15 protein-coding genes are annotated in these 20,604 nt (G+C 70.6%); 8 read left to right on the plus strand and 7 right to left on the minus strand.

Going from position 1 to position 20,604, the window contains the following annotated elements; translation table 11 throughout:
* Positions 1–560 precede the first annotated feature (560 nt).
* The 4 genes from ACGFYY_RS00630 to glgB all read left to right on the plus strand — a co-directional run bounded on the left by ACGFYY_RS00630 (position 561) and on the right by glgB (position 8,162).
* On the plus strand, positions 561–2,555 hold the full coding sequence (locus ACGFYY_RS00630; protein ID WP_393706444.1) for a maltotransferase domain-containing protein: 1,995 nt from the start codon (positions 561–563) through the stop codon (positions 2,553–2,555).
* A complete protein-coding gene (gene treS / locus ACGFYY_RS00635) occupies positions 2,552–4,270 on the plus strand; it encodes a maltose alpha-D-glucosyltransferase (protein ID WP_365266109.1) in 1,719 nt (572 codons plus the stop codon). The genes ACGFYY_RS00630 and treS overlap by 4 nt, the downstream gene beginning before the upstream one ends.
* A gap of 155 nt (positions 4,271–4,425) precedes the next feature.
* A complete protein-coding gene (locus ACGFYY_RS00640) occupies positions 4,426–5,871 on the plus strand; it encodes a phosphotransferase (protein WP_393706445.1) in 1,446 nt (481 codons plus the stop codon).
* Positions 5,868–8,162 (plus strand): 1,4-alpha-glucan branching enzyme, encoded by a 2,295-nt coding sequence (gene glgB, locus ACGFYY_RS00645; protein WP_365266105.1) that lies wholly within the window; start codon positions 5,868–5,870, stop codon positions 8,160–8,162. Before ACGFYY_RS00640 ends, glgB begins: the two co-directional genes overlap by 4 nt.
* A gap of 30 nt (positions 8,163–8,192) precedes the next feature.
* On the opposite strand, the gene ACGFYY_RS00650 is transcribed toward glgB, so the two are convergent.
* Together ACGFYY_RS00650 and ACGFYY_RS00655 are read right to left on the minus strand one after the other, a co-directional pair.
* Positions 8,193–8,534, minus strand: coding sequence for a thioredoxin family protein (locus tag ACGFYY_RS00650; RefSeq protein ID WP_393706446.1), 342 nt, complete (start codon positions 8,532–8,534; stop codon positions 8,193–8,195).
* Between the two features lie 26 nt (positions 8,535–8,560).
* Entirely contained in the window at positions 8,561–8,953 is a 393-nt protein-coding gene (locus ACGFYY_RS00655; protein ID WP_365266102.1) for a MerR family transcriptional regulator, read from the minus strand.
* A gap of 396 nt (positions 8,954–9,349) precedes the next feature.
* Here ACGFYY_RS00655 and ACGFYY_RS00660 point away from each other — a divergent pair, with 396 nt between their 5' ends.
* On the plus strand, positions 9,350–9,973 hold the full coding sequence (locus ACGFYY_RS00660; RefSeq protein ID WP_393706817.1) for a helix-turn-helix domain-containing protein: 624 nt from the start codon (positions 9,350–9,352) through the stop codon (positions 9,971–9,973).
* 25 nt (positions 9,974–9,998) lie between these two features.
* Here ACGFYY_RS00660 and ACGFYY_RS00665 read toward each other — a convergent pair whose 3' ends face one another.
* Positions 9,999–11,024 carry an ATP-dependent 6-phosphofructokinase gene (locus tag ACGFYY_RS00665; RefSeq protein WP_365266098.1) on the minus strand — a complete coding sequence of 342 codons (1,026 nt, stop codon included), beginning with the start codon at positions 11,022–11,024 and terminating at the stop codon, positions 9,999–10,001.
* Positions 11,025–11,263: 239 nt separating this feature from the next.
* Here ACGFYY_RS00665 and pta point away from each other — a divergent pair, with 239 nt between their 5' ends.
* From pta to pyk, 3 genes are all read left to right on the plus strand, one after another.
* Positions 11,264–13,360, plus strand: a complete 2,097-nt coding sequence (gene pta, locus ACGFYY_RS00670) for a phosphate acetyltransferase (protein WP_393706447.1) — start codon at positions 11,264–11,266, stop codon at positions 13,358–13,360.
* A 64-nt stretch (positions 13,361–13,424) separates the two neighbouring features.
* The gene (locus ACGFYY_RS00675; protein ID WP_393706448.1) at positions 13,425–14,639 is read left to right on the plus strand and encodes an acetate/propionate family kinase; all 1,215 of its coding nucleotides are present in this window, start codon (positions 13,425–13,427) and stop codon (positions 14,637–14,639) included.
* A 61-nt stretch (positions 14,640–14,700) separates the two neighbouring features.
* Positions 14,701–16,128 carry a pyruvate kinase gene (gene pyk, locus ACGFYY_RS00680; protein ID WP_030720761.1) on the plus strand — a complete coding sequence of 476 codons (1,428 nt, stop codon included), beginning with the start codon at positions 14,701–14,703 and terminating at the stop codon, positions 16,126–16,128.
* Between the two features lie 137 nt (positions 16,129–16,265).
* Here pyk and ACGFYY_RS00685 read toward each other — a convergent pair whose 3' ends face one another.
* The 4 genes from ACGFYY_RS00685 to ACGFYY_RS00700 form a co-directional block, all read right to left on the minus strand.
* Positions 16,266–17,597, minus strand: coding sequence for a hypothetical protein (locus tag ACGFYY_RS00685; protein ID WP_365266092.1), 1,332 nt, complete (start codon positions 17,595–17,597; stop codon positions 16,266–16,268).
* Positions 17,587–18,189, minus strand: coding sequence for a DUF6114 domain-containing protein (locus ACGFYY_RS00690; protein WP_365266090.1), 603 nt, complete (start codon positions 18,187–18,189; stop codon positions 17,587–17,589). Before ACGFYY_RS00690 ends, ACGFYY_RS00685 begins: the two co-directional genes overlap by 11 nt.
* Before the next feature lie 107 nt (positions 18,190–18,296).
* Positions 18,297–18,938, minus strand: coding sequence for a DUF6230 family protein (locus tag ACGFYY_RS00695; protein WP_030764011.1), 642 nt, complete (start codon positions 18,936–18,938; stop codon positions 18,297–18,299).
* 628 nt (positions 18,939–19,566) lie between these two features.
* Positions 19,567–20,571, minus strand: coding sequence for a tetratricopeptide repeat protein (locus tag ACGFYY_RS00700; protein ID WP_393706449.1), 1,005 nt, complete (start codon positions 20,569–20,571; stop codon positions 19,567–19,569).
* Between the last annotated feature and the right edge of the window lie 33 nt (positions 20,572–20,604).

Genomic DNA, 20,604 nt, shown 5'->3' on the forward strand with positions numbered 1-20,604 from the left:
CCGACCCGAGGCCGGCCCGCAGGCGCCGGCGCGCGGGGATGCCTTTCGGCCGGCGCCGATCCGTAGGGATCCGGCGGACGTGGCCGCGGCGCCGCAGCCCGGCGCGTCGTGCCGCCCGGCCGGGCAGGCGGTGACCGGGCCTCGAAAAGGGGCGCGCGGGGCCCGTGGGACGGGTGGTTCCCGCCCCGTCCACGCCCGGGCCGCACGGCGCGTGTGCCCGTACGTCACCTAGTCCCGGCCGACTTGACGGAGCCCCGGCGGATGTCGAGCCGGTGCTTGGTATCGACCGTGCCACTACGTACGAGTAGTTAACCCAGCACCCGGGTTGGGCGGGGTGATAGTGGGAAGGGCTCCCCGGGTACACGCGTACACGCACGGCGCCTCCGCCCACAAACCCTCTCCCCGCCACCCGAGTGAACGCGGACAGGAGCGGCCATGCCCGCAGCCCAGCCGTCCACTGAGCGGCTAGAAACAGAGCGAACAGAGCGTGCACTACCAGTCGTGATTCCGGCTGGCCTGTTGTCACCGAGCCCTGCGAACTGCCCCCAGGTGATCCCATCATGATCGGTCGCATTCCCGTGCTGGACGTCCGCCCCGCCGTCGACTGCGGCGCCAGACCCGCAAAGGCGGTCGTGGACGAGGTCTTCGAGATCTCCGCCACCGTGTTCCGCGAAGGACACGACGCCGTCGCCGCCCACCTCGTCCTGCGTGATCCGGGCGGGCGGCTGCGGGCCCCCGTGCCGCTGAGCGAACTCGCCCCCGGCACCGACCGGTGGGGGACGAAGGTCTCCGTCGAGGTCGAGGGGAGGTGGACGTACACCGTCGAGGCGTGGAGCGATCCGGTGGCCACCTGGCGGGCCCATGCCGCGATCAAGATTCCCGCCGGGATCGACACCGGCCTCATGCTGCTGGAGGGCGCGGAGCTCTACGAGCGGGCCGGGGCCCGGATCCCCAAGCGCGACGGGCGCGAGGCCGTCCTGACGGCCGCCGCCACCATGCGCGACGAGGACCGGCCCGCCTCCGAACGGTACGTGGCCGCCCTCGATCCTGCCGTGGACGCCGCGTTCGCCCGGCGCCCGTACCGGGAGCTGGTCACCGCCTCCAAGCCCCTGCCGCTCCTGGTGGAGCGCAAGCGGGCCCTCTTCGGCTCCTGGTACGAGATGTTCCCGCGCTCCGAGGGAGCGGTGCTGGAGCCCGACGAGGCCCCGATCAGCGGGACCTTCCGGACGGCCGCCGAGCGGCTGCCCGCGATCGCCGCGATGGGTTTCGACGTGGTCTACCTGCCGCCCGTCCACCCGATCGGGTCCACCTACCGCAAGGGTCCGAACAACACTCTTTCCGCCGGTAGTTGGGACCCGGGTGTGCCGTGGGCCATCGGTTCCACCGAGGGCGGGCACGACGCGGTCCACCCGGAGCTCGGCACCATCGAGGACTTCGACGCCTTCGTCGGGCGCGCCCGCGAGCTGGGCATGGAGATCGCCCTGGACTTCGCCCTGCAGTGCTCCCCCGACCACCCGTGGGTGGAGAAGCACCCGGAGTGGTTCCGCCACCGGGCCGACGGGACGATCGCGTACGCCGAGAACCCGCCGAAGAAGTACCAGGACATCTACCCGATCCACTTCGACACCGACATGGCCGGCATCGTCAAGGAGACCTGCCGGATCCTGCGGCACTGGATGGAGCACGGCGTCCGGATCTTCCGGGTCGACAATCCGCACACCAAGCCGGTCGTCTTCTGGCAGAAGGTGATCGCGGACATCAACAAGTCGGACCCGGACGTGATCTTCCTGGCGGAGGCGTTCACCCGGCCCGCGATGATGCGGGCGCTGGCCGCCGTCGGCTTCCAGCAGTCGTACACCTACTTCACCTGGCGCAACACCAAGGCGGAGCTGACCGAGTACCTGACCGAGCTGGCGGACACCCCGTCCGCCTCGGTCATGCGGCCGAACTTCTTCGTCAACACCCCGGACATCCTGCACGAGTACCTCCAGCACGGCGGCCGTCCCGCCTTCGAGGTCCGGGCCGTCCTGGCCGCCACCCTCTCCCCCGCCTGGGGGGTCTACGCGGGCTACGAGCTCTGCGAGAACACCCCCGTGCGCGAGGGCAGCGAGGAGTACCTGAACTCCGAGAAGTACGAGTTCCGGCCGCGCGACTGGGCCGCCGCCGACCGCTCCGGCGAGACCATCGCCCCGCTGATCACCTCGCTGAACCGGCTGCGCCGCCGCAACCCGGCGCTCCAGCAGCTGCGCGACATCCACTTCCACTCGACCGACAACGAACAGGTGATCGCCTATTCGAAGCACGCCGGAGCCAATTCCGTACTGGTGGTCGTCAACCTCGATCCGCACCACACCCAGGAGGCGACGGTGTCGTTGGACATGCCGGTACTCGGCCTCGACTGGCACGGGTCCCTCGCGGTGCGCGACGAGCTCACCGGCGAGACCTATCACTGGGGCAGGGCGAACTACGTGCGCCTGGAACCGGGCCGCACGCCCGCGCACGTACTGGCCGCCCTGCGACCGTCCCCGCCCACCGGAGGGTCACCCACCACATGATGATCAACGATCCCGTCCACGACACCTTCGAGGACACCCCCGCCAAGGACCGCGATCCCGACTGGTTCAAGCGGGCGGTCTTCTACGAGGTCCTCGTCCGCTCCTTCCACGACAGCAACGGCGACGGCGTCGGAGACCTCAAGGGGCTCACCGGCAAACTGGACTACCTCCAGTGGCTCGGTGTCGACTGCCTCTGGCTGCCGCCGTTCTTCGCCTCACCCCTGCGCGACGGGGGATACGACGTCGCCGACTACACCTCCGTGCTCCCCGAGTTCGGCGACCTCGCCGACTTCGTGGAGTTCGTGGACGCCGCGCACACCCGCGGCATGCGGGTGATCATCGACTTCGTCATGAACCACACCAGCGATCAGCACGAGTGGTTCCAGCAGTCGCGCAAGGACCCGGACGGTCCGTACGGCGACTACTACATGTGGGCCGACAACGACAAGCAGTACCAGGACGCCCGCATCATCTTCGTCGACACCGAGACCTCCAACTGGACGTACGACCCGGTACGCAAGCAGTACTACTGGCACAGATTCTTCTCCCACCAGCCGGACCTCAACTACGAGAACCCGGCCGTGGTGGAGGAGATCGTCTCCGCGCTGCGCTTCTGGCTCGATCTCGGCATCGACGGCTTCCGCCTCGACGCCGTGCCCTACCTGTACGCCGAGGAGGGCACCAACTGCGAGAACCTGCCCCGCACCCACCAGCTGCTCAAGCGGGTCCGGGCCGAGATCGACGCGCACTACCCGGACACCGTGCTGCTCGCGGAGGCCAACCAGTGGCCCGAGGACGTCGTCGACTACTTCGGCGACTACGCGAAGGGCGGGGACGAGTGCCACATGGCGTTCCACTTCCCCGTCATGCCGCGCATCTTCATGGCCGTGCGAAGAGAGTCCCGGTACCCGGTCTCCGAGATCCTGGCCAAGACCCCGGCGATCCCGGACCGCTGCCAGTGGGGCATCTTCCTGCGCAACCACGACGAGCTCACCCTCGAGATGGTCACGGACGAAGAGCGTGACTACATGTACGCCGAGTACGCCAAGGACCCGCGGATGCGGGCCAACATCGGCATCCGGCGCCGGCTCGCCCCGCTCCTGGACAACGACCGCAAGCAGATGGAGCTGTTCACGGCCCTGCTGCTGTCGCTGCCCGGCTCGCCGGTGCTCTACTACGGCGACGAGATCGGCATGGGCGACAACATCTGGCTGGGCGACCGCGACGGCGTCCGCACGCCGATGCAGTGGACCCCGGACCGCAACGCCGGTTTCTCCTCGTGCGATCCGGGCAGGCTCAACCTGCCGGTCATCATGGATCCCGTCTACGGGTACCGCGTCACCAACGTCGAGGCCGCGATGTCCTCGCCCTCCTCGCTGTTGCACTGGACCCGCAGACTGATCGAGGTCCGCAAGGCGAACCCGGCCTTCGGACTCGGCTCGTACACCGAACTGCCGTCGTCGAACCCGGCGGTGCTCGCGTTCCTGCGCGAGCACGGGGACGACCTGGTGCTGTGCGTGCACAACTTCTCGCGCTTCGCGCAGCCCACCGAGCTCGATCTGCGGTCGTTCAACGGACGGGTCCCGCTGGAGCTCACGGGTGATGTGCGCTTCCCGCCGATCGGCGAGTGGCCGTACCTGCTGACCCTGGCGGGCCACGGCTTCTACTGGTTCCGGCTGCGGGCCGAACAGCGCGTCGACAAACGCGCGAAGTAGCGGGCCGAGGACGGGGCGGGCAGCTCGAACGGGTCAATCGCCCGCCCCTGTACGGACCATCCTGACCCGACACTCGCACATGCCGGAGAAGCAACTGCCGCGCATCCGGGACACTCTGCGCATTCTGTGACCGCCCGGGGAAAGGACGCGACGCCATGTCGGAGGCTGCATCCGCCCGGAGCCGGCTGACGGCCGACCGGGCCGCCGGGATCGCTCCACTGGAGCCGATGCTGAAGGCCTGGCTGCCCGCACAGCGCTGGTTCGCGGGCAAGGGCCGCACCATCAGCAGGCTCAGGACCGTCTCGGCGGCCGAGTTGCTGCCGCCGGGATCCACCCCCGGACTGCTGCACCTGCTCCTCGACGTCGACGGGGACTGCTACCAGCTGCTGCTGGGCATCCGCCCGTCCCTGCCGCCCGCCCTCGCGCCCACCCTGATCGGCCATGCCGAGGACGGGCCGTACGCGGGCCGGGCGGTCTACGAGGCGCTGGGCGATCCCCGGCTCGCGGCCATGCTGCTCGAACGGCTGCGCTCCCCCGGGACGCTCGGCCCGCTGCGCTTCGACCGGGATCCGGCCACACCGATCCCGGCCGGGCTCACCCCGCGGCCGATCTCCGGGGAGCAGACGAACTCCTCCCTCATCTACGGAGATTCGTTCATCCTGAAGGTCTTCCGCCGGGTCGGCCCCGGCGTCAACCCGGACCTGGAACTGCCCAGGGCGCTGGCCGCCGCCGGCTGCACCCGGGTCCCGGCCCCCGTCGCCTGGTACGAGGCCGAGCTGCCCGGCAGCGAACCGCTGACCCTGGGCGTGCTCCAGCCGTACCTGCGCGGCTCCGACGACGGCTGGCAGCTCGCGCTGCGCCGGCTCGGCGCCGGGGCCGATTTCACCGCCGAGGCGCACGCGCTCGGCCGGGCCACCGCCGAGGTGCACAGCGCGCTGGCCTCGGCGCTTCCCACGGTCGCGCTCGGTCCGGAGCAGACGGCCCGGCTCGCGGCGGGGATGACGGCCCGGCTGGCCGCCACCGCCCGGGAGGTCGCGGCGCTGCGGCCGTACGAGGCGGGGCTGCGGGGCGCCTTCGACGCGCTGGCCGCCTCCCGGGGGGCGGGGGTGCCCGCCCAGCGGATCCACGGGGACCTCCATCTGGGTCAGACCCTGCGCACCCTCGACGGCAGCTGGTCGTTGATCGATTTCGAGGGCGAGCCGGCCCGGCCCCTGGCCGACCGGCGCCGTCCCGAACCGGCGGTGCGCGACATCGCCGGGATACTGCGTTCCTTCGACTACGCCGCCCGCTCGCACCGGCCGTTCGCCCCCGCCTGGGCGGACGACTGCCGGGCCGCGTTCTGCGAGGGCTACGCCCGCACCACCGGCCGGGACCCCCGCGAGGACCCCGTGCTGCTGCGGGCGTACGAGACCGACAAGGCGGTGTACGAGGCCCGTTACGAGTCCCGGCACCGTCCCGACTGGCTGCACGTCCCGATGGCCGCGATCCGGCGGCTGTCGGAGCCCGTACGGCCCGCCCACCGCGTGCCGCCGACCCCGTCCGCCCCCGGATCCATCTCTCCGCACCCCCACCCGAAGCCCCCGAGGAGGCCGCTCGCGTGAGCGCCGCACGACAGCCGTCACCGACCGTCAGCGACGAAGCCGCACCCGCCCCGGCGCCGGTGAAGAAGGCCCGCGCTCCCCGGGCCCGCCGCGCCACCCCGCCGCGCGGCGTCCGGCCGGCTCCCGTACTCGGGGCCGACGAACGGGCCCGGCTGCTGGAGGGCCGCCACCACGATCCGCACGCGGTGCTGGGGGCGCGGGCCCAGCGGGGCGGGGTGGCCTTCCGGGTGCTGCGCCCGTACGCCACGGCGGTCACGGTCGTCGCCAAGGGGCTGCGGGCCGAGCTCCTCGACGACGGGGACGGTCTGTTCTCGGGACTGCTGCCGCTGGCCGAGGTGCCGGAGTACCGGCTGCTGGTCACCTACGACAGCGACGAGATCGAGATCCACGACCCGTACCGGTTCCTGCCCGCCCTCGGCGAGCTGGACCTGCACCTGATCGGCGAGGGCCGCCACGAGGAGCTGTGGACGGCGCTGGGCGCCCAGCCGATGGAGCACCAGGGCGTGGCCGGGACCCGCTTCACGGTGTGGGCGCCGAACGCCCAGGGGGTCCGGGTCACCGGGGACTTCTCGTACTGGGACTCCGTCGCCTACCCGATGCGTTCGCTCGGCTCCACGGGCGTGTGGGAGCTGTTCCTGCCCGGGGTGGGCGCCGGCACGCTCTACAAGTACGACATCACCCGCCCGGACGGCAGCCACACCCTGCGCGCCGACCCGATGGCCCGCTCCGCGGAGGTCCCTCCGGCGAACGCCTCGGTGGTCACAGCCTCGCGGTACGAGTGGCAGGACGCGGCGTGGATGGCCGAGCGCGGCACCCGGCCCCCGCACCAGGCGCCCTTCTCGGTGTACGAGCTGCACCTGGCGTCCTGGCGGCCCGGGCTCTCCTACCGGCAGCTCGCCGAGCAGCTCCCCGCGTACGTCAAGGAGCTGGGCTTCACGCACGTGGAGCTGATGCCGGTCGCCGAGCACCCGTTCGGCGGTTCGTGGGGCTACCAGGTCACCGGTTTCTACGCGCCGACCTCGCGGATGGGCACCCCGGACGACTTCCGCTTCCTCGTGGACGCGCTGCATCGGGCCGGGATCGGGGTGATCGTCGACTGGGTGCCCGCGCACTTCCCGCGTGACGACTGGGCCCTCGCGGAGTTCGACGGGCGGCCGCTGTACGAGCACCAGGACCCGCGGCGGGCCTCGCACCCGGACTGGGGGACCCTGGAGTTCGACTACGGCCGCAAGGAGGTCCGTAACTTCCTCGTCGCGAACGCCGTGTACTGGTGCGAGGAATTCCACGTGGACGGCCTGCGCGTGGACGCGGTGGCCTCGATGCTCTACCTCGACTACTCGCGCAAGGAGGGCGAGTGGTCGCCCAACGAGCACGGTGGGCGGGAGAACCTGGACGCGGTGGCGTTCCTCCAGGAGATGAACGCGACCGTGTACCGGCGCTGCCCGGGGGTGGTGACCATCGCGGAGGAGTCCACGGCGTGGACGGGCGTGACCCGGCCGACGGACTCGGGCGGGCTCGGCTTCGGCCTGAAGTGGAACATGGGCTGGATGCACGACACCCTGCGCTACATGTCGAAGGAGCCGGTGCACCGCAAGTACCACCACCACGACATGACCTTCGGGATGATCTACGCCTTCAGCGAGAACTACGTGCTGCCGATCTCGCACGACGAGGTGGTGCACGGCAAGGGTTCGCTGGTGTCGCGGATGCCCGGGGAGGACTGGTGGCAGCGGCGGGCCGCGCACCGGGCGTACCTGGGCTTCATGTGGGCCCACCCGGGCAAGCAACTGCTCTTCATGGGACAGGAGTTCGCCCAGGGGTCGGAGTGGTCGGAGGTGTACGGGCCGGACTGGTGGCTGCTGGACTCCTCCTACTCGGCGGCCGGTGACCACCGCGGCGTACGGGACCTCGTGCGCGACCTGAACCGCACGTACACGGCGGCGCCCGCCCTGTGGGAGCGGGACACGGTGCCGGAGGGCTTCGCCTGGGTGGAGGCGGACGCCGCGGACGACAACGTCTTCGCGTTCCTGCGGTACGCGCAGGACGGCTCGCAGCTGCTGGCGGTGTCGAACTTCTCGCCCGTGGTCCGGCACGGCTACCGGATCGGGGTGCCCGAGGAGGTGCCGCTGTGGCGGGAGGTGCTCAACACCGACCTGGAGGTCTACGGCGGCAGCGGCATCCACCACACGCAGCCGCTGCGGCCGGAGCCGGTGCCGGCGCAGGGCCGCCCGGCGAGCCTGCGGATGACGCTGCCGCCGTTGGCGACGGTCTGGTTCCGGCCGCAGAGCTGACGTCGGGGCCCGGGGCCCCGGCGCCGGGGCTCAGGCCATCGCGAGCTGCTCCTCCAGTTCCTGGAGCAGCTTGCGCTTGGCCCGGGCCCCGACCAGCTGTCGGACGGGTTCGCCGTCCCGGAAGACGAGCAGGGTCGGCATGGAGAGCACCCCGTACCGGGTGACGGCCCCGGGGTTGCTGTCCGCGTCGATCTGCACGACCTTGAGCCGGTCGGCCTCCTCGGCGGCGATCGAGGAGAGGACGGGGGCGAGTTGGCGGCAGGGGCCGCACCAGTCCGCCGTGAACTCCACGAGGACGGGCCGTCCCCGCTCCCCGAGCACCTCGGTCTCGAAATCGGCGTCGGTCACCTGCGCCACACCATGGGCCCTCATGTCGCCATCCCCTCTCGTCCGTCCGGTCATCCGGTCATCTCGCACTTCGGCACGGCCGCTTCGCCGGCCGCCTGTTCCGCGTCGGCCAACTGCCGCCCGAGCTGCTCGCGTACGTCGGCCAGCCGGCCGATCAGGCCGTCCAGCTCGGCGAGCTTGCGGCGGTAGACGGCGAGCGAGGCGGGGCAGGAGTCCCCGGCCGGGTGGCCGGCCCGCAGGCAGTCGACGAAGGGCCGGGTCTCCTCCAGCTCGAAGCCGAAGTCCTGGAGGATGCGGATCTGACGCAGCAGCCGCAGGTCGTCCTCGTCGTAGGTCCGGTAGCCGTTGTCGGACCGCCGCGCGGGGAGCAGCCCGCGCGACTCGTAGTACCTGAGCGTCCGGGTGCTGGTCCCGGCCCGCTCCGCCAGTTCGCCGATGCGCATGGGACGACCGTATTCCTTGACGCCGACGTCAAGGCAAGGGAGGAAGGCGCGGGAGAGCGGAGCGGGGCCCTCGCCACCCCCGTCGGCGAGGGCCCGGAAAGGATCACGCAGAAAACGGCCGTTCGGTTCACATTGTGCGAAGAGTGTGAGGGCTATTGCGTCGGCGGACGTTGGCTGGAACCGTACGGGTGAAAGGATCTTCCGGCTCACCGATTACCGGACAGTCGCCCGGAAAACCGGCAAAAGCCCATGACTTCATAGGACGTTCCTACGAGGTATGGGCTTGTTTGTTTGGTCTGTAGGCGCCGCAGCCTGGCCACTTCTACCGTGTGCGGTGTGCACTCCAGCCCACCTTTCAATGCCCCCGCCGCGCGTCGTCTGCGCGCGGCCCTGGGCATGGCTCCCGGACATGTCGCCTACGGCCTGCGCGCCCAGTACGGACTCGTCGTCGCGCCCGAGACCGTGATGGCCTGGGAGCGTGGCGAGATATCACCCTCCTCCGCCGAGCTCACGGCACTCGCGGGCGTCCTGTGGTGCTCTCCCGCGGAACTGCTCGCCGAAGCGGTCACCCTGCGGGAGCACCGGATCGCGCGGGGGCTGGCGGCGGACGAACTGGCCCGGCGGATCGGCCTGGACACGAGCTCGTACCAGAAGATGGAGGACACCGGGCGCTGGCGGGGCAACGAACGGCAGTCCGCCGCCCTGGCCACCGTGCTGAGTCTGACGCTGGCCCAGTTCGTGACGGCGACCGGCAAGCACGAGGAACTCGCCGAGCTGCTGCGCAGTGCGGTGACCACGCGCTGGCAGGCGTACGTGAAGCCGCTGGGCAAGCTGCTGCCGATCCCCAAGCACCACCTGGAGACGGTGCTGGAGCGGCTGCACGGCGACTACCAGTCGCGGATGGTGGCGACGCTCAGCTGGGGCGGCGGCCAGGGCGAGGCGGGCAGCGGGGACTCGGGGCGGGAGTTCCTCGCCGAGATCGTGGACCGGTTCTGGCAGCTCGCGGGCGGTGCGGCTTAGGGCGACGGCGCCGGCGGGGCCGGGATCAGAAGACCGACTCGGCCTCGTACATGCGCTCCTCGGGCACGGTCTTCAGCGCGGTGACCGCGTCGGCGAGCGGGGCCATCACGATGTCGGTGCCGCGCAGGGCGGTCATGTTGCCGAATTCACCGCGGTGGACCGCCTCCACGGCGTGCCAGCCGAAGCGGGTCGCGAGGACGCGGTCGTAGGCGGTGGGGGTGCCGCCGCGCTGGACGTGGCCGAGGATGACCGGGCGGGCCTCCTTGCCGAGGCGGTGCTCCAGTTCGATCGCGAGACGGTTGCCGATGCCGGCGAAGCGCTCGTGGCCGTAGGCGTCGATCGCGCCCTTCTCGTACGGCATGGAGCCCTCCGCCGGATGCGCGCCCTCGGCGACGCAGATCACGGCGAACTTCTTGCCGCGGGAGAAGCGTTCCTCCACCATCTTCACCAAGGCCTCCACCTCGAAGGGGCGCTCCGGCAGACAGATCCCGTGCGCGCCGCCGGCCATGCCGGACTCCAGGGCGATCCAGCCCGCGTGGCGACCCATGACCTCGACGACCATCACGCGCTGATGCGATTCGGCGGTGGTCTTGAGACGGTCGATGGCCTCGGTGGCGACCATGACGGCCGTGTCGAAGCCGAAGGTGCGGTCGGTGGAGGAGATGTCGTTGTCGATGGTCTTCGGTACGCCGACGACCGGCATCCCGGCGTCCGACAGCATCCGGGAGGCGGTCAGGGTGCCCTCGCCGCCGATCGGGATGAGGGCGTCGATGCCGTAGCGCGTCGCCAGCTCCTGGGCGTTCTCGGCGGCTTCGTGGAGACGGGCGCGTTCCATGCGCGCCGAACCCAGGATCGTGCCGCCGCGGGCGAGGATGCCACTGACGGCATTGATGTCGAGGGGGCGGAAGTGGCCGTCGAGGAGGCCCTTGAAACCGTCCTCGAAACCGATGACCTCATCTCCGTGCCCGACCAGGGCACGGTGTACGACCGACCGGATGACAGCGTTGAGGCCCGGACAGTCGCCGCCTGCGGTGAGAACTCCGATACGCATCGTGCTGTGTCTCCTGCCGTACCTATGAAGGGCGTCATGGTGAAGCCTGTCCGATTGTTCCACGGGCCCGGGGGGCCGCGCGTGTTCGGCGGCCCGGCCCCGGGGGTCTTTCGGCCGTCGCGGCCAGGCCCTTTTCCAGAGGGCGCCCTATCCATTGGCAGAGGTATTGTCAAGGGGTCGAGCCAGAGCAAAGTGACATCCAGAAGCATGACCTTCACAGCATGGGACGGAGAGCGGGCGTGACGCGCAGCGTGTACGTGACCGGTATCGAGCGGGGGGACGGCCGGCAGGTCGTCGAGCTGGGCATCATGGAGCTGCTGACCCGGCAGACGGGCCGGGTCGGGGTCTACCGTCCGCTGCTGCACGACGCGCCGGACCGGCTCTTCGACCTCCTCAAGGCCCGCTACCGGATCGATCAGGACGCCGCCGTGGCCTACGGCATGTCCTACCAGGAGGCCTCGGCGATCCTGGCCGAGAAGGGCACCGACGAGCTGGTCTCGCGGCTGGTCGACCGCTACCACCGGGTGGCCCGCGACTACGAGGTCATGCTCGTCCTCGGCACCGACTACGCGGAGACCAACCTCCCCGACGAGCTGGCGCTCAACGCCCGCCTCGCCAACGAGCTGGGCGCGGTCGTCGTCCCCGTGGTGGGCGGCACCAAGCACCAGGCCGAGGCGGTGCGCGCCGAGGCCCGCAATGCCTACCGCGCCTACGAGACCCTGGGCTGCCACGTCGTCGCGATGGTCGTGAACCGGGTGGCCGCGGAGGACCGCGACGTCATAGCCGAGCGGCTGGCCGCCCGGCTGCCCGTGCCCTGCTACGTGCTGCCGGACGACAAGTCGCTCTCCGCCCCGACCGTCGCCCAGATCACCCGGGCGCTCGGCGGCGAGGTGCTCCTCGGCGACGAGGCCGGGCTGGCCCGCGACGCGCTGGACTTCGTCTTCGGCGGCGCCATGCTGCCGAACTTCCTCAACGCGCTGACCCCCGGCTGCCTGGTCGTCACCCCCGGGGACCGCTCCGACCTGCTCGTGGGGGCGCTGGCCGCGCACACCTCCGGGACCCCGCCGATCGCGGGCGTACTGCTGACCCTGAACGAGCGCCCGACCGAAGCGGTCCTGACCCTGGCCTCGAAGCTGGCACCGGGCACGCCCGTGGTGTCGGTGGCCGGCAACAGCTTCCCGACCGCCGCCGAACTCTTCTCCCTGCAGAGCCGGTTGAACTCCGCGACCCCGCGCAAGCTGGAGACCGCGCTCGGCCTGTTCGAGCGGCACGTGGACACCGGTGAGCTGCGTGGTCTGCTGTCGGTGGCCCGCTCGGAGCGCGTCACCCCGATGATGTTCGAGCACGAGCTGCTGGAGCGGGCCCGCTCGGACCGCCGCCGCGTGGTCCTGCCCGAGGGCACCGAGGAGCGGGTGCTGCGGGCCGCGGACGTGGTGCTGCGCCGGGGAGTCTGCGACCTGACCCTGCTGGGTGACGAGCAGGCGATCCTGAAGAAGGCCGCCGACCTCGGCGTCGACATCTCGGGCGCGCAGTTGATCGACCCGGCGACCTCCCCGCTGCGGGAAGGTTTTTCCGAGTACTACGCGCAGGTCCGCGCCCACAAGGGGATGACCGTCGAGCTGGCGGCCGACGTGGTCACGGACGTGAACTACTTCGGCACCCTGATGGTCCAGCGGGGCCTGGCCGACGGCATGGTCTCGGGTTCCGTGCACTCGACCGCGGCGACCATCCGCCCGGCCTTCGAGATCATCAAGACGAAGGCGGAGGCGTCCATCGTCTCCTCGGTCTTCTTCATGTGCCTGGCCGACCGGGTCCTCGTCTACGGCGACTGCGCGGTCAACCCGGACCCGAACGCCGAGCAGCTCGCCGACATCGCCGTCCAGTCGGCCACCACCGCGGCCGCCTTCGGTGTCGAGCCGCGGATCGCGATGCTCTCGTACTCGACCGGCACCTCCGGCAGCGGCGCGGACGTCGACAAGGTCCGCAAGGCCACCGAGCTCGTCCGCGCGCACCGCCCGGACCTGCAGATCGAGGGGCCGATCCAGTACGACGCGGCCGTGGAGCCCTCGGTAGCGGCGACCAAGCTGCCCGGGTCCCAGGTGGCCGGGCGGGCGACGGTGCTGATCTTCCCGGACCTGAACACGGGCAACAACACGTACAAGGCCGTGCAGCGTTCGGCGGGTGCGGTGGCGGTCGGCCCGGTCCTGCAGGGTCTGCGCAAGCCGGTCAACGACCTCTCGCGCGGTGCGCTCGTCCAGGACATCGTGACCACCGTGGCCATCACCGCGATCCAGGCGCAGGGCGCGCCGACGGCCGTACCCACGCCCACCGCCTGATCCGCCCGATCCGCCCGCCCCGCCCCCTCTTGCCCACCGCCCGCGACCAGGAAAGACCCTCATCGTGACCGCATCGCGCGTACTCGTCCTCAACTCCGGCTCCTCGTCGGTCAAGTACCAGCTCCTCGACATGGCGGACCGGTCCCGGCTCGCCGCCGGCCTGGTGGAGCGCATCGGCGAGGAGACCTCCCGGCTGGTGCACGAGCCGCTCGCGGGTCCGGGCGCGGCCGGCGGCAAGCGCGAGCAGGTGGCCCCGATCACGGACCACGGGGCCGCGCTGAAGGCCGTGGCCGCGGAACTCGCCGCGGACGGGATGGGGCTGGACTCACCCGAGCTGGCGGCGGTGGGGCACCGGGTGGTGCACGGCGGGACGCGCTTCACCCGGCCGACCGTGATCGACGACGAGGTGCTGGCGGAGATCCGGAGCCTGATCCCGCTGGCCCCGCTGCACAACCCGGCGAACGTGACGGGCATCGAGGTGGCGCGCTCGCTGCGCGCGGACGTCCCGCAGGTCGCCGTCTTCGACACGGCCTTCCACTCGACGATGCCGGAGCACGTGGCGCGGTACGCGATCGACGCCCAGGTCGCCGACGCGTACTCCGTCCGGCGGTACGGCTTCCACGGCACCTCCCACGCCTACGTCTCGCGGGCGACGGCCCGGCTGCTCGGCAGGCCGGTGGAGGACGTGAACGTGATCGTGCTGCACCTGGGCAACGGCGCCTCCGCCTCGGCCGTGCGGGGCGGGGTGTGCGTGGAGACGTCCATGGGCCTGACCCCGCTGGAGGGGCTGGTCATGGGAACCCGTTCGGGCGATGTCGATCCGGCGGTCGTCTTCCACCTGGCGCGGGTGGGCGGCTTCTCGGTGGATGAGATCGATTCGCTCCTGAACAAGAAGAGCGGTCTGCTGGGCATGTGCGGCGACAACGACATGCGCGAGGTGCTGCGGCGCGCGGGCGAGGGCGACGAGGCGGCGAGCCTCGCCTTCGCCACGTACGTGCACCGGCTGAAGAAGTACATCGGGGCCTACGCGGCGGTGCTCGGGCGGGTGGACGCGGTGACCTTCACGGCCGGGGTCGGCGAGAACGCCCACCAGGTCCGCGAGGCCGCGATCGACGGGCTGGCCGCGCTGGGCCTGGAGCTGGATCCGGCGGCCAACGCCGTGCGCTCAGCCGAGGCCCGGCTGATCTCGGCGGAGGGTGCCCGGGTGGCGGTGGCGGTGGTCCCCACGGATGAGGAACTGGAGATCGCCACCCAGGCGTACGAGCTGGTTACTCGGTAGTCACTTGGAGTTTCCGCCAGACGGAATATTCCGCTACGAAACAAACGGATAGGATCCAGTCATGCGCCGTTCCAAAATTGTCTGCACGCTGGGCCCCGCCGTCGACTCGTATGAGCAGCTGAAAGCGCTCATCGAGGCAGGTATGAACGTGGCCCGATTCAACTTCAGCCACGGGTCCCAGGCAGAACACCAGGAGCGGTACGACCGCGTCCGGCAGGTCTCCGAGGACACCGGGCGCGCGGTCGGCGTCCTCGCCGACCTCCAGGGCCCGAAGATCCGTCTGGAGACCTTCGCCGAGGGTCCCGTCGAGTTGGTGCGCGGTGACGAGTTCACCATCACCACCGAGGACGTCCCGGGTGACAAGTCCATCTGCGGCACCACCTACAAGGGTCTCCCGGGCGACGTCGCCAAGGGTGACCAGATCCTGATCAACGACGGGAACGTCGAGCTCCGGGTGACCGAGGTCGAGGGCCCCCGGGTGCGGACCATCGTCATCGAGGGCGGTGTCATCTCGGACCACAAGGGCATCAACCTGCCGGGTGCCGCCGTGAACGTCCCCGCCCTGTCGGAGAAGGACGTCGACGACCTCCGCTTCGCCCTGCGGATGGGCTGCGACATGGTCGCCCTGTCCTTCGTCCGCGACGCCAACGACGTCAAGGACGTCCACAAGGTGATGGACGAGGAGGGCCGCCGGGTCCCCGTCATCGCCAAGGTGGAGAAGCCGCAGGCCGTCGAGAACATGGCGGCCGTGGTGGACGCCTTCGACGCGGTCATGGTGGCCCGTGGTGACCTGGCCGTCGAGTATCCGCTCGAAAAGGTCCCGATGGTCCAGAAGCGGCTCATCGAGATGTGCCGCCGCAACGCCAAGCCGGTGATCGTCGCGACCCAGATGATGGAGTCGATGATCACCAACTCCCGCCCGACGCGCGCGGAGGCGTCCGACGTCGCCAACGCGATCCTCGACGGCGCGGACGCGGTCATGCTGTCGGCCGAGTCCTCGGTCGGTGCCTACCCGATCGAGACCGTCAAGACGATGTCGAAGATCGTCACGGCGGCCGAGGAGGAGCTCCTCTCCAAGGGCCTCCAGCCGCTGGTGCAGGGCAAGAAGCCCCGTACCCAGGGCGGCTCCGTCGCCCGCGCGGCGTGCGAGATCGCGGACTTCCTCGACGCCCAGTCGCTCATCGCCTTCACCCAGTCGGGCGACACCGCCCGCCGCCTGTCCCGCTACCGCGTGACCCAGCCGATCCTGGCCTTCACCACGGACGTGAACACCCGCAACCAGCTCACGCTGAGCTGGGGCGTCGAGTCCTACATCGTCCCGCACGTGGACACCACCGACGCGATGGTCGACCTGGTGGACGGGGAGCTGCTCAAGCTGAACCGCTACAACCAGGGCGACACCATGGTCATCACCGCCGGCTCGCCCCCCGGCGTCCCCGGCACCACCAACATGGTCCGCGTCCACCACCTGGGCGACACCCAGGCCTGACGCACCACCTCTGCCGCACAGAGACCGAGGGCGGCACTCCGGAGCCTTTCAGGGACCCGGGGTGCCGCCCTCGGGCGTCCTGGAGCGCGGAAGGCCCGCTCCCTGTGGGGAGCGGGCCTCTCGTCGGTGCGGGACCGCTACTCCGGCGGGCCCATGTAGTTCTTCAGGCCCGGAACGGTGAGCGTGCCGCCGAACTGGCCGGCCTGGACGACCTTGACGTTCGTGAAGAACGCGAACGGGACGTTCAGGGGCGGCGGGCTGTTCGGGGTGAACTCGATCGGGATCAGACCGAACAGGTTCCCCTTGAGGCTCTCGGTGTACATCGTCACCGTGCCGCCGCGGATCTTGGACGTGGAGCCCGGGCGCGACTTCAGGTGGGCGACGCTCCCCGACTTCCCGACCGTCTGGTACAGGTCCTTGATGTCCAGCGAGTCCGCGGTGAACTTCAGGACCTTCTTGGTCTTGCCGCCGGCCGTCTTCACCTCGACGATGCCGTGGTAGTCCAGGCCGTAGAGGGTCAGCAGCGAGCTGTCGAGGTACCAGGGCTCGTCCGGCAGGAGCGGGACACCCTGCTCCAGCTCGGCGTCGGCCAGGGCCTTGGCGTCGTAGGTCGGGCACGGGAAGGGCTGCTTCCCGTCCGGGTCCTTCGTCTCCTCGTCCTTGGCCTTGTCCTCGTCCTTGGCCTTGTCGTCCGCCTCGGACTTGTCGTCCGCGGCTTCGTCCTCGGCCTTGTCCTTGGCCTCGCCCGTCTCGTTCTTGGGGTCCTTCTCGGTCTTCTTGACCTCCTCGGACAGCTCCTTGACGTCGACACCGGCCTTCTTCGCCGCGTCGCGGATCGCGTCCGCGGCCGGGTCCGGGGTCGGCGTGGCAGCGCCCGACGGGGTGGGCGCGGGCGTCGGGGTCGCCTTCGCCGTCGCGTCCTTGAGGGGCCTGCCGAGCTCGTCGACGAGGTTCTTGAGCGCGTCGCCGACGCCCAGCGGGTCCAGCGGGTTCGTGGACTTGGTCGGCTCCGGAGCCGGCGTCGTGGCCGGGGCCGGGGCCGCGGGCGCGGCCTTCTCGTTCGTCACCGGGGGCTTGGCCGCCGACGGCGAGGTGCTCGGCTTCACCTTCGCGGACCCCGACGCCGACGCGGACGGAGAGGGCGTCGCGCTGGGCGACGTACTCGGCGAAGGCGTCGTCGAGGGCGTGGGGGACGGGGACTTCGACTCGGTCTCCGCGGGTTCGTCGGACCGCGTCACACACGGGCCGGGCGCGAAGGGGATCTCCTTGTCGTCGGCCACCGCAAGCTTCGGCGCCATACCCATCCCGACGAACACGGCCGTCGGCATCGCCGCGAGCGCCATCGTCTTGCCGACGGGTATCTGGATCTTGTTCAGCAGCGACTTCCTGGGCGCCGCGTGGCGCGGCCCCTTCACTACACGGGACTCTGCGCCTGGGGCCACTGCCCGCTGCGTCTCGTCACCCCGCACTGTTCCTCCCGCCATCGGCGTGGGCAGTCGTCTCGCTCGCGTGTGCCGTTTCCGTCCCACGGGGACCCGGAATGCCCTGGGTGCCCATGTCCGACGTCGCCTCCGCCTTGCTCAGTCCGATCACACCCGGCTGCTGCTCGACCATCGGCCGCGCGTCCGTCGGCTGCTCGCCCTCCTCGGCCGGCTGACCCGGCGCCCAGGCCAGGGCGAGCGCGCCGCCGACCATGGAGAGGCTGAAGCCGACGAAGAAACCGCCGAGGTTGGACACCGGGATGGAGACCAGCGCGAGCAGGATCGCGGCCACACCGGCGAAGACGCGGATGGTCGCCTGGAACCAGAGCGCCAGCCCCAGCGTGATCAGCAGTACACCGATGATCAGTGCGCCCGCGCCGCCCGTGGTGGCCATCGCGAGGCTGATGTTGCCCAGCCGGAGGTCCGCGTAAGGGAAGTATGCGATCGGGAAGCCACCGAGGAGCGTGAACAACCCGGCCCAGAAGGGACGGCGACCGCTCCAGGCATGGAAGTGGTAGTACACCACGGTGGGCCAGGCGTCGTCTTCTGCGCGAACGTAAACCGGGGCCTGGGGGTTCATGGACAACAGCTCCCTGGAAACGGTGGTACGGAGAACTCTGTGGAGCCCGGACGGGCGGGGGGCGACGGCTGCCGCCACCCGCCCGTCCGGTCAGACACGGGGACTGATCAGTCCTTGATGTCCTGGTAGCAGGGCTGGTCGCCACCGAGCAGGCGCAGCTTCAGGTTGGGCAGCTTGAAGGTGCCCGCCGTGGTCGCCCACGCCTTCTGCTTCACGTTCGTCAGAATCGCCTTGTCGGCGCGCTGCGAGAACGCGTACGGGCTGGCCACCGTACCGGCCTGCGGCTTGGTCTTGTGGCTCGGGTCGCCCACCGCGACACCGATGTCGAGGTTCTTGAACTCGGCGTCGGTGTCGAGCTCGGCAACATCCAGGTAGATGTTGTCGGCGACGGCCGGCGTGCCCTTGTGACCCGTCCGCAGCTGCAGCGTGATGTTGCCCAGCGGAGTCGGGGTCACCAGCGACTGGCACATGTTGGTGATCTCGGCGTGGCTGAACCCGGAGATGGTGACCGGGTGGTGCGCCGCGTTGCCCTTGAGGTCGTGACCCTCGGCGACGCCGCCGTACTGGATGAGGTTGTCACCGTCGAGCTTGTCGGCCGAGACCTTGAAGTCCTGGCCGGAGACGCTGAAGGACGCCGCGAGGGCGCCCTGCGCCAGACCCACACCGACCGCGGCCGTGGCCGCGATGCTCGGCACCATGACGAGCGCGAAGCGCTTCCATCTGGTACCACCACGAACCTGAGAACTCATTTCGTTCCTCCTTCTCGGACGTACATCTCCGGTCCGGGCCGTGCCCGTCCTGGGATGGGAGAAGTGCTACGTCCTCGGGAAGGAGCGCAGGCGGCCGGGCCGCGGCCGTGCCACGTCCGATACACCGGCGATCACCCCCGAGCGACAACCACTGGGCCACGCGTTCGCGCAACCTGGAGGACAGGCCCCACCGGAGTGGCGGAGACCCCCCTGTCCCACGGCCGGTGCCACTGCCACAGGCCGGCTCGGTGGGGACCCTTCACCGCGGCTCCGAGTGAGCGGCTCTGCGGGAAGGACCGAGCGTCGCCGATCGTGGTCCATTCCAGGCCGGGGCACAAGGGGGTTCGTTACTGGCGGGTAACGGCCAGATAACCTGGGTACGACCCGCCGCCGTCGGGCAGGCACACAGGGTGTTACCCAGGGCCACGACAGAACGGGTGAATGACGAACACACCGGACAGTTCACAGGGTTCGATTTACTGCGAGTAACAGCGACCGCAATTGCCAAGTTTTGGCAAAGTGCGGCCGCTGTTTATCTACGTGTCAACAAATCGTCGGCCGCCCGGCGAGGTGCGGAGGGCGCGCGCCGAGGGGCCCGGAGCGGCCGCGAAGCCGTTCCGGAGCCGGCCTAGAAGAGCACCCGCGCGAGCGCCGTACGCGCCGCGGAGACCCGGGGGTCGTCCGCGCCGATGACCTCGAACAGTTCCAGCAGCCGCAGTCGCACGGCGTCCCGGTCCTCACCGAACGTGACCCGGACGGTGTCCACGAGGCGCCCGAACGCGTCCTCCACATGGCCGCCGACCAGGTCGAGATCGGCCGCGGCGATCTGCGCCGCCGGGTCACGCGGGTTCTCGGCCGCCGCGGCCCGCACCGCCTGCGGGTTCATGTGCTGGACCCGGGCGAGGAGCTCGGCCTGGGCCAGACCCAGCTTGGCTTCCGTGTTGCCGGGGTCGTCCGCGAGCACGTTCTTGTACGCCTGGACCGCGCCGCCGAGGTCACCGGCGTCGAGCGCGACGACGGCCGCCTCCAGCAGGGCGTCGTGCGGGCCGGCCGGGATCTCGTCCGCGGCCGCGCCGCTCGGAGCGACACCCTCCGCGTCCGGGTCCACCTCGATGCCGATGATCCCGAAGCGGTCCTCGGCGACCTGGACGAGCTGGGCGAAGGTCTCGCGGATCTGCTGCTCCGGGACCACACCCTGGAACAGCGGCAGCACCTGACCGGCGACCACGGCGAAGACGGCCGGGATCCCCTGGATCTGGAACTGCTGCATGAGCATCTGGTTGGCGTCGACGTCGATCTTGGCGAGCACGAGGCGACCGTTGGCCTCGATGATCAGCCGCTCCAGCAGCGGGCTGAGCTGCTTGCACGGCTGGCACCACTCGGCCCAGAAGTCCAGGACGACCGGAACCTCTGCCGAGAGCTGGAGCACATCGCGTTCGAAGCCGGCCTCGTCTACGTCGACGACGAGTGCGGACGGCGGCACCGCGCCGGCGGACGGACCCGCCTCGCCGGCCTGGCCCGCCCGGCTCGCCGCTTCGGCGCGAGCCTGCTCGGCCTTGGCCTTGGCCTCGCCGGCCGCCTTCACCGCGGCGAGGTCGACGACGCCGCTCATGGACATGTTTCTGGGCTGCATGCGTACATCCTCCCCCGTGTGCGCGCGCCGACG

The organism is Streptomyces sp. NPDC048331, assembly GCF_043201215.1.
GTDB lineage: Bacteria > Actinomycetota > Actinomycetes > Streptomycetales > Streptomycetaceae > Streptomyces.

Bases quoted from the DNA above. Each gene is read 5' to 3' on its own strand.
- ACGFYY_RS00665 (WP_365266098.1), bottom strand. From the start codon at position 11,024: ATGCGTATCGGAGTTCTCACCGCAGGCGGCGACTGTCCGGGCCTCAAC.
- treS (WP_365266109.1), top strand. From the start codon at position 2,552: ATGATGATCAACGATCCCGTCCACGACACCTTCGAGGACACCCCCGCC.
- ACGFYY_RS00630 (WP_393706444.1), top strand. From the start codon at position 561: ATGATCGGTCGCATTCCCGTGCTGGACGTCCGCCCCGCCGTCGACTGC.
- pyk (WP_030720761.1), top strand. From the start codon at position 14,701: ATGCGCCGTTCCAAAATTGTCTGCACGCTGGGCCCCGCCGTCGACTCG.
- ACGFYY_RS00640 (WP_393706445.1), top strand. From the start codon at position 4,426: ATGTCGGAGGCTGCATCCGCCCGGAGCCGGCTGACGGCCGACCGGGCC.
- ACGFYY_RS00655 (WP_365266102.1), bottom strand. From the start codon at position 8,953: ATGCGCATCGGCGAACTGGCGGAGCGGGCCGGGACCAGCACCCGGACG.
- ACGFYY_RS00695 (WP_030764011.1), bottom strand. From the start codon at position 18,938: ATGAGTTCTCAGGTTCGTGGTGGTACCAGATGGAAGCGCTTCGCGCTC.
- ACGFYY_RS00650 (WP_393706446.1), bottom strand. From the start codon at position 8,534: ATGAGGGCCCATGGTGTGGCGCAGGTGACCGACGCCGATTTCGAGACC.
- ACGFYY_RS00690 (WP_365266090.1), bottom strand. From the start codon at position 18,189: ATGAACCCCCAGGCCCCGGTTTACGTTCGCGCAGAAGACGACGCCTGG.
- ACGFYY_RS00660 (WP_393706817.1), top strand. From the start codon at position 9,350: ATGGCTCCCGGACATGTCGCCTACGGCCTGCGCGCCCAGTACGGACTC.
- ACGFYY_RS00700 (WP_393706449.1), bottom strand. From the start codon at position 20,571: ATGCAGCCCAGAAACATGTCCATGAGCGGCGTCGTCGACCTCGCCGCG.